The organism is Streptomyces sp. NPDC002676 (assembly GCF_053592455.1).
The window spans coordinates 541647-555488 of record NZ_JBSFVT010000005.1 but is presented as its reverse complement, the minus strand read 5'-3'; the positions used below and the strand labels follow the sequence as shown (position 1 = coordinate 555488).

At 69.8% G+C, this 13842-nt stretch carries 12 protein-coding genes and 1 riboswitch; of the genes, 7 read left to right on the top strand and 5 right to left on the bottom strand.

Features of this window, described 5'->3' with window-relative positions; genetic code table 11:
• The 4 genes from ACWD3E_RS18380 to ACWD3E_RS18365 all read left to right on the top strand — a co-directional run.
• The coding region (locus tag ACWD3E_RS18380) for an RHS repeat-associated core domain-containing protein (protein ID WP_451388573.1) at positions 1 to 4713 on the top strand (4713 nt) is incomplete at its 5' end.
• A gap of 1 nt (position 4714) precedes the next feature.
• The gene (locus ACWD3E_RS18375; protein WP_451388572.1) at positions 4715 to 5437 is read left to right on the top strand and encodes a hypothetical protein; all 723 of its coding nucleotides are present in this window, start codon (positions 4715 to 4717) and stop codon (positions 5435 to 5437) included.
• A 93-nt stretch (positions 5438 to 5530) separates the two neighbouring features.
• Positions 5531 to 5652: riboswitch (cobalamin riboswitch) on the top strand.
• 36 nt (positions 5653 to 5688) lie between these two features.
• Positions 5689 to 5910 carry a CbtB domain-containing protein gene (locus ACWD3E_RS18370; RefSeq protein ID WP_451349122.1) on the top strand — a complete coding sequence of 74 codons (222 nt, stop codon included), beginning with the start codon at positions 5689 to 5691 and terminating at the stop codon, positions 5908 to 5910.
• Between the two features lie 22 nt (positions 5911 to 5932).
• Entirely contained in the window at positions 5933 to 6682 is a 750-nt protein-coding gene (locus tag ACWD3E_RS18365; protein ID WP_451388571.1) for a CbtA family protein, read from the top strand.
• Here the strand turns inward: ACWD3E_RS18365 and ACWD3E_RS18360 are convergent.
• From ACWD3E_RS18360 to ACWD3E_RS18350, 3 genes are all read right to left on the bottom strand, one after another.
• Entirely contained in the window at positions 6676 to 7257 is a 582-nt protein-coding gene (locus ACWD3E_RS18360; RefSeq protein ID WP_451388570.1) for a histidine phosphatase family protein, read from the bottom strand. The two genes, ACWD3E_RS18365 and ACWD3E_RS18360, sit on opposite strands and share 7 nt — an antisense overlap.
• Entirely contained in the window at positions 7254 to 8051 is a 798-nt protein-coding gene (locus ACWD3E_RS18355) for a helix-turn-helix transcriptional regulator (RefSeq protein WP_451388569.1), read from the bottom strand. Before ACWD3E_RS18355 ends, ACWD3E_RS18360 begins: the two co-directional genes overlap by 4 nt.
• A gap of 131 nt (positions 8052 to 8182) precedes the next feature.
• The gene (locus ACWD3E_RS18350; protein ID WP_451388568.1) at positions 8183 to 8908 is read right to left on the bottom strand and encodes an SDR family NAD(P)-dependent oxidoreductase; all 726 of its coding nucleotides are present in this window, start codon (positions 8906 to 8908) and stop codon (positions 8183 to 8185) included.
• A gap of 194 nt (positions 8909 to 9102) precedes the next feature.
• Between ACWD3E_RS18350 and ACWD3E_RS18345 the strand changes: the two genes are divergently transcribed.
• Positions 9103 to 9579, top strand: coding sequence for a MarR family winged helix-turn-helix transcriptional regulator (locus ACWD3E_RS18345; RefSeq protein WP_451388567.1), 477 nt, complete (start codon positions 9103 to 9105; stop codon positions 9577 to 9579).
• Positions 9580 to 9589: 10 nt separating this feature from the next.
• Here the strand turns inward: ACWD3E_RS18345 and tsaA are convergent, their stop codons facing one another.
• Positions 9590 to 10063: a tRNA (N6-threonylcarbamoyladenosine(37)-N6)-methyltransferase TrmO gene (gene tsaA / locus ACWD3E_RS18340; RefSeq protein WP_451388566.1), complete on the bottom strand. Its 474-nt coding sequence runs from the start codon at positions 10061 to 10063 to the stop codon at positions 9590 to 9592.
• 159 nt (positions 10064 to 10222) lie between these two features.
• Here tsaA and ACWD3E_RS18335 point away from each other — a divergent pair, with 159 nt between their 5' ends.
• Positions 10223 to 11197, top strand: coding sequence for an FAD-dependent oxidoreductase (locus tag ACWD3E_RS18335; protein ID WP_451388565.1), 975 nt, complete (start codon positions 10223 to 10225; stop codon positions 11195 to 11197).
• A gap of 123 nt (positions 11198 to 11320) precedes the next feature.
• Here ACWD3E_RS18335 and ACWD3E_RS18330 read toward each other — a convergent pair whose 3' ends face one another.
• Positions 11321 to 12352 (bottom strand): 3-oxoacyl-[acyl-carrier-protein] synthase III C-terminal domain-containing protein, encoded by a 1032-nt coding sequence (locus ACWD3E_RS18330; RefSeq protein WP_451388564.1) that lies wholly within the window; start codon positions 12350 to 12352, stop codon positions 11321 to 11323.
• A 407-nt stretch (positions 12353 to 12759) separates the two neighbouring features.
• Between ACWD3E_RS18330 and ACWD3E_RS18325 the strand changes: the two genes are divergently transcribed.
• Positions 12760 to 13842: an energy-coupling factor ABC transporter permease gene (locus tag ACWD3E_RS18325; RefSeq protein WP_451388563.1), complete on the top strand. Its 1083-nt coding sequence runs from the start codon at positions 12760 to 12762 to the stop codon at positions 13840 to 13842.

The window sequence follows — 13842 nt, the reverse complement described above, 5'->3', positions numbered from 1 at the left end:
ATGTATCACGACCGGATCCAGACGGTCACCAGCGAGACAGGTGCGGAGACGACGGTCACCTACGACCGGCCCGACTGCTCCAGCGCTCCGGCCAGCGACCCCAACGACCCGACCGACGCGGCGGCCAAGAACTTCGCCTCCACCAACACGCTCTCGTGTTTCCCGGTGTACTGGACGCCCTACGGGCAGCCGGCGCCGTGGATGGACTGGTTCTACAAGTACAAGGTCAGCTCGGTCGTCACCACCGACCCGCACAACTCCTACCAGGACGGCACGCAGCCGGAGCTGGAGACCGACTACGTCTACAAGGGCAACCCGGGCTGGCACTACGACGACAACGAGGTCGTCAAGGCCAAGAACCGTACCTGGGGCCAGTTCCGCGGCTACCCGGAGGTGGACGTCACCACCGGCGACCCGAACGTCTTCCACTACACCAACGGCGCCCAGATCCACGACCAGAAGACGCTGTCGAAGAGCTACTACTTCCTGGGCATGAACGGTGACACCCTGCCCGGCGGCAAGACCCGCTCGGTGCCGAACCTCACCAGCCAGGACGGCGCGACCTCGGTCGCGGACGACAACGCGCTGGCCGGCCAGGTCTTCGAGGCGGACACCTACACCGCTTCCGGCGGCAGCCTGAACAAGGCCGTCGTCACCGTGCCGACGGTCATCGGCCCCACCGCCACGCGCAACCGCAGCGGCGTGCAGGACCTGACGGCGCAGATGGTCCGCAGCGCCAAGACGCTGACCCGCCAGGCGGTCTCGTACGGCTGGCGCAAGACTGAGACCGACACCTTCTACGAGACGACGCTGGGCAAGCCGACCACCGGTCTGCCGGTGCAGGTCGACGACCGCGGTGAGACCGCCGACACCGACAATGTCGAAAAGTGCACCTACACCCGCTACCTGTCGAACCCCGACCTGTCGCTGACGCTGCCCTCCGAGACCATCACCACGGCCCAGGACTGCTCCACCGCCGGAGCGACCCCCGCAGGGACGCTGATCTCTGACAGCCGCACCTCCTTCGACGGTCATGCCTTCGGCTACGACGGCGACGGCCGGACGAACCCCGCGCTGCCCACCCACGGTGACGCCACCCTGGTGCAGGCCGCGTCGGCGGCGTCCGGAGCGACCGCGACCGCGTTCGTCGACCAGGCCGCCAGCAGCTACGACTCCTACGGCCGCACCACGAAGGCCACCCGCACCCCCAACTCCACCTCGCCGGACGGCAAGAGCCTGAGCCAGTCCGTCTTCACCTCCTACAGCCCGGTGAGCGGCGAGCTGCCGACCAGCACCACAACGGTCACCCAGGTCACCCCGGGTACGGACTGCTCCGCGGTCACGGTGTCGTCCAAGGACTGCCAGCTGACCACCACGGTCCAGGACCCGGCCCGTGTCCTGCCCACCGCCAAGACTGACGCGGCGGGTCTGCTCACCTCGCTGACCTACGACGCCCTCGGCCGCCTGACGGCGGTGTGGCTGCCCAATGAGATCAAGGCCAACAGCGCACCGGCGAACACGACCTACACCTACAGCCTCTCCCAGACGGCGCCCTCGGTCGTGGCCACCAACACGCTGCTGGACAACGGAAGTTACAAGACCAGCGAGACGCTGTACGACGCGATGCTGCGCTCCCTCCAGACGCAGACCACCGCCGAGAACAGCACGACCACGGTCTCGGACACGCAGTACGACTCGCACGGCTGGACGGTCGTCGCCAACAACGCCTACAACGTCGGCGGAAACCCCGGCAACAAGCTGATCTCGGTCTCCCAGGTGTCCATCCCGGACACCACCGTCACCGACCACGACGGACTCGGGCGGGCGGATCTGCTCACCGAGGAGCACGCCGGGTCCAAGACGTGGGCCACGACCACCGCCTACGCCGGTGACAGGACCACCGTCCTGCCGGCCAAGGGCGGGGTGGCCACCACCACGGTGACCAACGCCCGCGGCCAGACCACCGAACTCGACCAGTACACCGCGCTCCCCACCTTGAGCGGGTCCGCGTCGGCCGGCTTCACCGCCACCGGCGGCACCACCTCGGCCACCACCTACGGCTACAACTTTGCAGGTCAGCGGACGCGGGTGACCGGCGCCGACAAGACCGAGTGGTCGTTCGGCTACGACCTGCTCGGCCGCAAGACCTCCCAGACCGACCCCGACGCGGGCGGCAGCAACTACGGCTTCGACGACGCCGGCAACATGGTGTCCACCAAGGACGCCAAGCAGGTCGAGCTCGACTACACCTACGACCTGCTCGGCCGAAAGCTCACGGGCACGGACAAGGCCAAGGCCGGCTTCCAGTTCGCCTCCTGGGCCTACGACACGATCCGGATCGGCCTGCCGACCTCGTCCACCCGTTACGTCCAGGGCGTGACCGGCGGCTACACGACCGCCACCACCGGCTACACCAGCCTCGGCAAGCCCACCGGCACCAAGATCACCCTGCCCGCGTCGGAGGCGCCGCTTCCGTCGACGTACACCACGACCTTCACGTACACGACGAACACCCAGACGCTGGCCACGCAGAGCGATCCGCGTACCCAGGGCCTGCTGAACGAGGTCATCACCTACGGCCACGACGCGCTGGGCAAGCCGACCACCACAGGCAGCAGCATCAACACCTACGTGGCGGCCACGGTCCTCACCAACTACGGCGAGCCCTCGCAGATCACGATGGGGGCGTCGACCAACCCGGCCTGGATCACCTACAGCTACGACGACCAGACGCGCCGGCTGACCGACCGCCTCATCACCCGGACCCAGGCGCCCGGACCGACGGTCGACGACACCAAGTACACCTACGACGCCTCGGGCAACCCGACGTCCACGACCGACCAGCAGTCGGAGACCGGTAACACCGTCACCGACCAGCAGTGCTACAGCTACGACACGCTGGACCGGCTCACCGACGCCTGGACGGCCAACGACAACTGCTCCGCCAACCCGCCGACCAGCGCAACGCTGACCGGCACGGCCGGCTCGTACTGGCAGTCCTTCGGCTACGACGCCATCGGCAACCGCAAGCAGAGCGTCGACCACGCGGTCGGCAGCTCCGGAACCACGGCCACCACCGGCTACACCGACGGCTGCACCACGGGCTGCAACTCCACCGGTGCGCAGCCGCACACCCTGACCGCCACCACCGGTGGCACCAACCCGACGAAGTTCGGCTACGACGAAGACGGCAACCTGCACACCCGGACCCCCACCAGCGGCCCGGGCCAGACCCTGACCTGGGACGACGAGGGTCATCTGGCTCAGGTGGACATCGACGGCACCAGCCCGTCGACCACCAAATACCTGTACGACGCGGACGGCAACCAGCTGATCCGCCGCGACCCCGGCCAGACCGTCCTCTTCGCCGGGGACACCGAGATCGTCGTCAACACCAGCGTCACCCCGAACGTGCTGCTCGGTGCCGTGCGCACCTACGTCCACGGCGGCGGCGCCGGTGTGCCGATGGCCGTCCGCTCCAGCCTGGCCGGCGGGGGACTGAAGTACCTCTTCGGTGACCCGCACGGCACGGCGACCCTGTCCATGGACGCCACCACCCAGCAGGTCGCCCGCAAGCAGTACACGCCCTACGGGCAGCCACGCTCCAGCGCCAACACCACGGCCTGGGCCGACCCGACCCACTCCTACCTCGGCAAACCCCAGGACACGAGCACCGGCTACACCGACGTCGGCGCCCGTAAGTACGACCCGGCGCTGGGCAGCTTCATCAGCGTCGACCCCGTCTTCGAGGCGACCAGCCCGCAGGAGCTGGGCGGCTACACCTACGCAGGCGACAACCCCATCACCAACAGCGACCCCACGGGGCTTGAGATCGGCTCCCGGCCGAACTCCTGCCAGTACGACCTCAAGTACTGCACCCCGGCGGAGCGCGGCGACCCCGTCCCCAACAGCCGAGGCAGCGGCTGCTACTACGTCCTGATCGACCCGTGCGGCAACGGCGGCGGTGGCGGCGGCGGTGGCGGCGGCGGCCACCACGGCGGTGGCGGCGGCTGCGACTCGGCCTGCCTGGCGGCCCTGGAAGCGCTGCAGCACCACGTCTGGAAGGACGACTCGAACGAGCAGCTGGTGCACTCGGCGCTCGCGGCGCAGCTCAAGGCGTACGTCATGACCATCGCCGGCAACAGGCACCCCTGCCAGGCAGGCGCGAGCGTCGCGTCCGGCACCATGGCGGCCTGCAACCAGCTGGGCGGCAACTCCCCGCAGTTGAGCTGGCAGGATCTGCTCAAGCTCTGGGCCGGTGGCAAGGGCGCGAACGTTCCGTTCGACGCGGGTAGCCCGCTCACCCAGCAACTGGCCGTGGACAAGCACAACATGGGCATCATGCGGCGACTGAAGGAGAAGCTGGAGGCCGACGACTACAGTGCGGACATCAACGCCCTCGGCGGACAGGACGACTACGTCGACGGCAAGAACCTGGGGGAGAAGCTGGCAAACTTCCCGAAGGACATGCTCGGTATGGCGACCAATGGCCACCACGGTACGGAGACTCCCGACGCCTTCACCGGCGGCTACGACGTGGTCTATCAGGTGGTCAACGAGAACCGCAGCAGTCGCAGCTTCACGGTGGCGTTCGCGGCCTTCAACGACACGGGGACCGCTTCACTGATCCACTTCGGGATGCCGGACATCAAGCAGGGCTACGGCGGTGCCAGTGTGTACCAGACCTACTACTGGACCATGGAGGTGCACTGAGATGACGCAGCGCATCAGCGGACTGTCGGACGCCCGGACCGACAGGGTCTGGCGTCCGGTCCGCTGGGCGCTGCTCCTGGTGCTCGTGCTGTCGTTCGCCACCACGCTGCTGCGCGTCGTACCGGCCTCCGGGTCGACGCGCGAGCTGGTGGCGGACATCAAGGCCGGCCGGACGCACTCGGTGCAGATGGACGCCGAGGGCACGGACGTCACGGTGCGCTGGAGCACGGGCCCGCTCGACGAGCACAGCTACGTCTACCGGCCGGCCGGCTTCGTCGCGGGCACCGACGAGGCCGCCCGTGACTTCAGGGCGACCGTGACCCGGGCGGCGGGCACATCCGCGGAGCGGATCCGGTTCCGCGACTTCGACGCCACGTACGGCGCCGGGGGCCTGGCCCTGCTGGTGCCCGTCGCCTACGTCCTGCTCACGCCGTGGACATGGCTCAGGTACCTGGCGATCCTCACGGGGGCGGTCGTCCTGGCCCGGATGCTCACGGCTCGCCGCCACCGCTTGGCCGACGGCCCCGCCTGGGCCCTGGCCGGGATCGTCACCGGCGCGGGTTTTCTGGCCTACCTGTGGGCCGAATCCGGGTCCGAGCCCAGGGATCCGGATTCCGTGACCGCGGCCCCGCGCTGGTGGCGTGCGTGGCTGGCCGCGCTGGCCACCGGTGCGGGTATGGGCGTGCTCGGAGCCGCCGTCGTCTTCGCGGCGGGCCGCTTCTGACTCCGTCTCACTTGAGCGCGGCCGGATCCTGGCGAGAGAAGAAGATCACGTCCGCCGGTGCGGTCTTGGCCATGCACGCGACTCGCGGTACGGTCTGTCCGAATCGACGACGGTACGACGGAAGCCGGTGGGAATCCGGCACGGTCGCGCCACTGTGAGCGAGGAGCCCCTGGCGTCTCGTGAGTCAGACCCGTGGCTGTCGTCCTGTGCACCACCGAGATGGGACGCGAACTCCCAGAGGAGGTTCTGCCATGGCGCAGACCGTCGCCCAGCCGACCGCCACCACCCCCGCCGTACCCGCCACGCTGCCGCTGAAGGCCATCGCTCCCTGGGCGGTCTTCTTCGGCATCCTGATGCTCGTCCTGTTGTACTTCGTCGGTGCCGAACAGGGCGCCTCGTCCGTGTTCAACGGCACGGACGTTCACGAGTGGGTGCACGACGCCCGCCACCTGCTCGGTTTCCCCTGCCACTGAGGCCGAGGGTCACCGCACTCACATGAACTCCGCAACAGTAAGAAGTCTCCTCGTGCGGGGCATGCTCGCCGGCCTTGCGGCCGGCGGGCTCGCCCTCGTCATCGCCTACTTCCTCGGCGAGCCGAACATCGACAGCGCGATCAGCTACGAAGACGCCCACTCCCACGGGCACGAGATGGAAGTCGTCTCCCGCTCCCTGCAGTCCACCGCCGGCCTCGCCACCGGTGTCCTGGTCTACGGGGTGTCCTTCGGCGGCATCGCCGCGCTCGCCTTCTGCTTCGCGCTCGGCCGGGTCGGCCGCTTCTCCCCGCGGGCGACCGCGCTGCTGCTGTCCGGCTGCGCGCTGCTCGCGGTGTACGTCGTGCCGTTCCTGAAGTACCCCGCCAGCCCGCCGTCGGTCGGTGACCCGGACACGATCGGCAAGCGGACCACCCTGTACTTCCTGATGATGCTGCTCAGCGTGCTCCTCGCGATCGCCGCCGTGATCGTCGGCAAGCGGCTCGCGCCCTCGCTGGGCAACTGGTACGCCACCGTCGCGGCGGTGGCCGGCTACATCCTCCTGATCGGGCTGGCCTTCGCCTTCCTGCCGGTCGTCAACGAGGTGCCGAAGGACTTCTCGGCCACCCTGCTGTGGCGGTTCCGGCTCTCCGCCCTGGCCATCCAGGTCACCCTGTGGTCCGGCTTCGGTCTGCTCTTCGGTGAACTGGCCGAGCGGCTGCTGTCGCCGAGGCCCGAGGCCTCCCCTGCGGGGCGGGCGCTCTCGCTTCACTGACCCGGTACGGCCCCCAGGGCGTGCCCCAGCCGCAGGTTCCAGCGGCCGGACCGGCCGGTGATCTCCGTCGCCGTGAGCGGCGGGACGTCGATCCGCCAGAACGCCGGTCCGGGCGCGTCCAGGACGTTCACCGTCACCGCCCGGATCACCTCCGGCTCGACCACGGCCACCATGCGCCCCTCGGCCCGGCCGCACGCCTCCAGCCACTGCGCGACCCGCTCGCACAGGTCCCGTACCGACTCCCCGCCGTGCGGCGCGGCGCCCGGGTCGGACAGCCAGTGGGCCACCGCTTCGGGTTCGGCGGTGCCGACCTCTTCCAGGGTCCGGCCCCGCCACCGGCCCACGTCCAGGCCGGTGGGTGCCGGCTCCGTCGAGGCGTCGAGGCCGAGCGCGGCGGCCGTCTCGCGGCAGCGCACGGTGGGGGAGACGAGGACACGCCCGGCGGCGGGCAGCCGCCCTGCCGCCGCTTCGGCCTGTGCCGCTCCGCTGTCGTCGAGCGAGTCGCCGTCGTCGAACCGGGCCCGCCGCAGGGACGGGGTAGTCGCGGGGGAGATGAGGGTGACACGGCTGGTCACGCGGGCGGTCCTCCTGTCTTCCGTGTCCCGTCACGGTACAACTCGGGCTCGTACCGTACGGGGTGGAACACCGGCAGGAGTGCGCCTCTGACCCCGGGGACGGCCGAGAGTATGGGCGGACGGGTCCAGTCGGAGGGCCGGAGGGACAGGTCGACGGTGACCCGGCCCCCGGGCGTGATCCGCAGCGGGCCGGCCATGTCGACCAGCAGCGGCGGCTCGGCGTACGGTTCGCCCGGCCACGCCGCCGCCGAGTGGGCCACGGCATGCAGGTACCACGTACCGGGCGGCACGTCGCACATCCGGAACTCGTCCGCGGCGAACGCGGCGGTGACGGGCCGGCCCTGCATGATCGGGCTGCCGAACAGCCCCAGGTACGCGGCGAACAGCGGCCGTTCCTGCGTGCGGACGGTGCCGGTGAGCGAGGCGGTTCCGACGGCCGCGGCCGTCACCGGCGGCTGGTCCGCGCAGGCGCCGGCCTGCGGATCGTACACGGCCCCCGCGCAGTTGAGCTGGCGGTACTGGGTGGGGGAGACCCCCACCGATTCACTGAAGCGCCGGGAGAACGTTCCGGTGCTGCGGTAGCCGACGCGGACGGATATCTGCGCCACGTTGAGCGAGGTGGTGAGCAGCAGTCGCTGCGCTTCGTACAGCCTCACGGCACTCAGGAAACGTCCAGGGGTCACGCCGGTGACGCGACTGAAAAGGCGCAGGAAGTAGTACTTGCTCATCATGGCCGAGCGCGCGAGATCGTCCAGGCACAGTGGTTCGTGGAAGCGCTCGCGAATGGTCGTCACGGATCGCTGAACCAGATATTCCATATATCCCCCATATGGAAAAGAGCCGAAGGGGGCTCCCCCGCCCCCCGCCCCGCCATGAAAGTCTCGTGGGCAAAACGCTCCTGGCAATGGCCCGGAAGGGCCCCTTGTCAGCGGGTGGGAATGACGCCGCCGTCCACGCGGAGCACCTGCCCGGTGATGTAGCGGGCTTCCGGGGAGGCGAGGAAGTGGACGGTCTGCGCGATGTCCTCGGAGTTTCCGACGCGGCCCACCAGCGTTTCCTCCAGGCGCACTTTCCGGAATCCGTCGGTGCGCGTCTCGCCGAAGAACTCGGTGTCCTCGATGTAGCCGGGGGCGACCACGTTGCAGGTGATGCCGCGCGGGCCCAGCTGCCGGGCGAGGGCGATGTTCCAGCTGCCCATGGCCGCCTTGGCCGCACCGTACGAGCCCGCGCCGCGGTCGGCGGCGAAGGAGCCGATGTTCACGATCGTGCTGCCCCGGACGAGCAGCCCGTCGACGGCCGCCGTGGTGAGCACGGCACCCATCAGGTTGGACTCCAGGTTGGCGCGCCAGCTGTCGGCGAGCGCCTGCAGGCCGCGCGCCGGCGCGGCGCCCAGGTCCCGGTTCCCGCCCGCGTTGTTGACCAGCACGTTCAGCTCGCCCGGCAACTGACCGGCGAGCGCCTGCAGTTGCTCCAGGTCGGTGGCGTCGCAGGCCAGGGCGGTCACCTGGGAGCCCAGCTCCTTGGCCGTCTGCTCCAGGAGCTCCGCGCGCCGGCCGGTGATGAACACCCGGTCGCCGGAGGCCGCGAAGGCCGCCGCCGTCGCCTTGCCAATGCCTGTTCCACCACCGGTCACCAGAACGATCCGGGTCATCTCCGCACTCCTCAGGGGGGTCGGTATGGGCAGGTGCCGCGCTCCACGAGGCGTACGGAGGCCGTCAGACCGTGCCGTCAGACCGTACGCGCTCTTGGCCCGAGCGCGCTCAGTTGATACACTGATTGTCAATGGTGCTGACGAGTTGGAGTATGTCGGCCGCTCGGTGGCGACGTCAAGGGATGGTGTGAAGAATGGCGACGCAGAGTGACGCCACGGCCGGACCGGCCCCGAGCCAGGACCCGCCCTTCCTGGTGACGCTGCCGGAGTCCGTGAAGGAGTCCTATCCCTTCCTGCTGCGCAAGGCGTCCCAGCGGATCACCGAGCGCGCCCACGAGGCGCTCACCCCCTTCGGTCTGACGCTTCGCCACTACGGCGTACTGAACCTCGTGGGCCTGGAGGAGGGGCAGATCCAGCGGGTCGTGGGCGCCCGGCTGGGCATCGACCGCACGACGGTCGTGGGGCTCGCCGACGACCTCGAGGACGCGGGCCTGCTGGAGCGCCGCCGCGGCCCCGACCGGCGTTCGTTCGCGCTCTACCTGACCGAACGCGGGGTGGCCCAGCTGTGGCAGCTGAGGCGCCTGATCGACCTGGTCCAGGAGGAGTTCCTCGCTCCGCTGTCGGGGGACGAACGCGAGGAACTGCGCGAGCTGTTGTTGCGCGTGCTCTAGTTCTGCCAGGTCAGCCCTGCTCTCCGGAGGGCGGTGTGTCGGAGCCGTGCGAGTAGGGCTTGATGTCGAGCACCGGGGTGCCGTCGACCAGGTCGACCCCCTCGAAGTCCAGTGCGTCGGCATGGACTTCGCGGATCCGTACCAGGCTCAGGCCGATGCGGTTGTGGCGGTTCGGGGTGCGCGTGGAGTAGACCCCCGTGGTGCGCCCGGTGTTCGCCCAGCCCCGTGGTGTCAGCCTCAGCGGGGCCGCCTCCTCGTCCGTCTGGCTGTGCAACCAGCTGAGCAGCCAGACGTGTTGGCCGCTGAACAGCCCCTCAAGACCCCCGGCGAACCGGTCGAAGACGACGACGCGGCCCTGGCTGGCGTAGGCCATGGTGGCCTGCGGCGGCGCGTCCTGCGGACGTCGGAAGTCCGTCGTGACATAGCCGATCGGTGACACGGACATCGTCATGTCGGCGTCGGGGTGTACGGGTGCGTTCTTCACCGGGCCTCCCTGCGGTACGTCCGGCCCCTGCCGACCGGCGTAGGTGCCTCGGAATCTAATTGACAGGCGGCTGACAATCAAGAATGCTGACCTATTAGGAGTACGTCCAAGACGTACGTCTGAGCGGTACGTCGCCATCATCACGAGAGGTGTAGTCGCGTGACAGAGCGAACCGAAGCGCTGGTCATCGGCGCCGGAGTGGCCGGGCTGACCACCGCGGTGTGCCTGGCGGAACAGGGCTATGCGGTACGGGTCCTGGCCGAACGGCCGCCTCGCGAGACCACCTCGGCGGTGGCCGGCGCCATCATCGGCGGCCCCCTGATCTCCGACGAGACGGAGGCGGCGGCCAAGTTCGCGCCGGTCGACGTCACCGGGGCCTGGCAGCAGGCGAGCCTGACCGAGTTCACCTCCCTGGCCGACCAGCCCGGCACCGGCGTCCACACCGCCCGCGGGCGGCTGGTCAACCAGAAGGCCGGCGGCCGGCAGCCGGCCGAGAGCCTGCCCGACTTCCAGGCCTGCGACGAGAAGGAGAGCGCCGGCTTCCCCGTGGCGTTCTGGGCCACGATGCCGATCATCGACATGCCGGTCTACCTCGACCACATGGCCGAGCGCGTCCGCGCGACCGGCGGCAGCGTCGAGACCGGCACCGTCCAGTCGCTGGCCGAGGCTGCCGCCCAGGCGCCGCTCGTCGTCAACTGCGCCGGTGTCGGCGCCCGCGCCCTCGCCGACGACCCCATGGTGTTCCCGGTGCGCGGCCAGCACGTCATCGTGGAGAACCCCGGCGTGGAGGAGTTCTTCTACGAGCAGAACGCCGGCCCGAAGGGGACGAGCTTCTTCCCGCACGGCTCCCGCCTGGTGCTCGGCAGCACCGCCGCGCGCGAGGACTGGAGCCTGGAGCCCGACCCGGCCCAGACGGAGGAGATCCTCAGCCGCTGCATCGCCGTCGAGCCGCGGATCGAGGGGGCCCGGGTCACGGGCGTCGAGGTCGGCCTGCGCGCCTCGCGAAAGCAGCCCCGGCTGGAGGCGGAGACGGTCGGCAACTCCCGGATCGTCCACAACTACGGCCACGGTGGCATCGCCGTCGGCCTGTCCTGGGGCTGTGCACGCGTCGTCGTGGAGCTGGCGGCGGGCTGAAATTCCTGAGCCGGACGAAAATCGGAACCGGAATTCTGCTGATCCGGTTCCGATTTGCTTTTTCTTTTTCCGGTTCGCGGCAGTCCTGAGAATCAGCTCATCCGTCAGTGAACTGACGATTCCTCAGGCGACCGCCCGCACCGCGATGCACGACCAGCTGAAGCCGCCGCCCAGGCTCAGCAGGAGGGCGATGTCCCCCTCGTCGAGCCGCTTGTCGGTGTGCAGGTCGGCGAGGTTGGCCGCCGAGTCCCCGGCCCCCAGGTGCCCGGTGCCGCCGCCCAGGCTGAGGATCTCGGTGTGGCCCAGTCCGAGTCGCCGCATCGCCGGTTCGAAGAACTCCTCCAAGGTGGTGCTGCCGAGCCGGGGCAGGGTCAGGAAGCGCAGCCGCGGGTCCTCGGGCGTGAGGCCCGCGTCGGCTATCGCCGCCCGCACGACCTCGTCCACCGCCTCGATCATCGTCGCGGCGAACGGCTCCTTGCCGCCGGAGGCCACGAAGGCGCGCTTGGTGCGCCGTATGTTCAGCGGCAGGGCGCGCGGTGCCGGGCTGAACGCGGCCTCGTCCCGGTGCATGATCTCGTACTCCGAGCGAGCGACCGTCGCCACCGAGAGCAGTTCGTAGGGGCCCTCATGGCGGTCGACCAGCAGGGCGGTGCCGGAGTCGCCGTAGGCCGTCTCGTAGTCGCCCTGCCAGCGGTCGAAGTCGGGGGCGAGGAAGCGGTCGGCGGTGGTGACCGCGCAGCGTTCGACGCGCGGATCGGCGATCATCCGCGCCACCGCGGTCTCCAGCGCCGCCGCGCCGCCGTTGCACATCTGCTGCATGCCGAGGGCGAGCGCCCTGGACGCGCCCATGTGGTGGGCGACGTAACTGGCCGGCGACCAGAAGTCGTGTCCCTGGTGGCAGATCCAGGCGTGGACGACCAGGTCGACGCTCGCGCCGTCCCAGCCGGCCGCCTCGAGCGCGTCCTGGGCGGCGCGGACCGCCATCTCGGGCGCGGCGAGGTCGAGGCTCTCCGTGAGCTCTCGGTACCCGAGGCGGGTGGCCGTCTCCTCGTCGACGCGCCCGGCCGCCAGGGCGGCCTCGGTGGTGTCGCGACGGTCCGGCAGCCAGAGGCTCGCAGCCGCGATCCGCGGGGGTTCCGCTGAGGGTGGTGACAAGCGCACGGGTCCTCCATGGACGGAGCATCATCAGTGATGCAGATAATCAGCTTCAGTCTGTTCCAGGCGCGGAGCGCGCGTCAAGGGAGCGCGGCCGGGCCGCCCGAGCGCCCCGCGTGCCGGTGCAAGCCCCAATGAACGAGAGAGAAACTCTCATGCAAACAAGGGGTGTTGGCGCAGTCCGGTAATTCTCCCGACGACCTGCGGAATCCGTGATCCTTTGCCGCGTGGCACTGGCAGCTGCTTCCGTGAATCGCCTGCATATTTCACTTATCTGTAAAAGGTCAGCTCTTGCGACCAATTCGCAGCCAGGTGCACCATCGGACGCCAGACGATGCGGACAAGCCGGCGGACAAGCTGGCGGTCGAGTCACAGGAACGGATGAGCCAAAGGAAACGGAGCGCTCCATGCATGTTCCCGACGGATTTATCGATCCCCCCGTCTCTGCGGCTGCCGGACTGGTCGCGGCCACCGCCATCGCGGTCTCGCTGCGCGGCGCTCGGCGGGAACTGGACGAGCGGACCGCCCCGTTGGCCGGGCTCGTGGCGGCGTTCATCTTCGCCGTGCAGATGCTGAACTTCCCGGTGGCGGCCGGCACCAGCGGTCACCTGCTGGGCGGGGCACTGGCCGCGATACTCGTCGGCCCCTGTACCGGCGTCCTCTGCGTCTGTGTCGTCCTGCTCATGCAGGGCGTGCTCTTCGCGGACGGCGGCCTGACCGCCCTCGGTGTGAACATCTCGGACATGGCGCTGACGACGACCGTGGTGGCGTACTTCGTCTTCCGCGCCCTGGTGCAGGTGCTGCCGTGCTCACGCCGCTCCATCGTGGTGTCGACCTTCATCGGGGCGCTGCTCTCGGTGCCGGCCGCGGCGGTCGTCTTCACCCTCTTCTACGCGGTGGGCGGCACGACGGACGTGTCGATCGGCAAGGTCGCCCTGGCGATGATCGGCGTCCACGTCCTGATCGGCATCGGCGAGGCCGTGATCACCGCCCTCACGGTGTCCGCCGTCATCGCCGTACGGCCCGACCTGGTGTACGGGGCCCGCGGCCTGAACCAGCCGCTGAAGCTCCGCGTGGGCGGCCGGCTGGTCGACGCGGCCCCGACCGCCGCGGCCGGCGCGACGTCGCGCTCGCGCCGTGCCGTGTGGGGCGCCGGGCTCGCGGCGGCACTCGTCCTCGCGGGCTTCGTCAGCTACTACGCCTCCACCGACCCCGACGGCCTGATCAAGGTCGCCCAGGACAACGGCATCGACAAGAAGACCAAGAAACACGCCACGGCGGACTCGCCGCTCGCGGGCTACGGCGTCAAGGACGTGACCGACGGCCGCGTCTCCAAGGGCCTCGCGGGCATGATCGGCGTCGGCGTGACCCTGGTCGCCGGCAGCACGGTCTTCTGGGTCGTGCGCCGCCGCAGGGCGGGCGCGGACCCGGCGAACATCGAGGCCGCGGTCGAGGTGTCCGCCGTGTCCGCCGCGAAAGAGAGGTTCTGA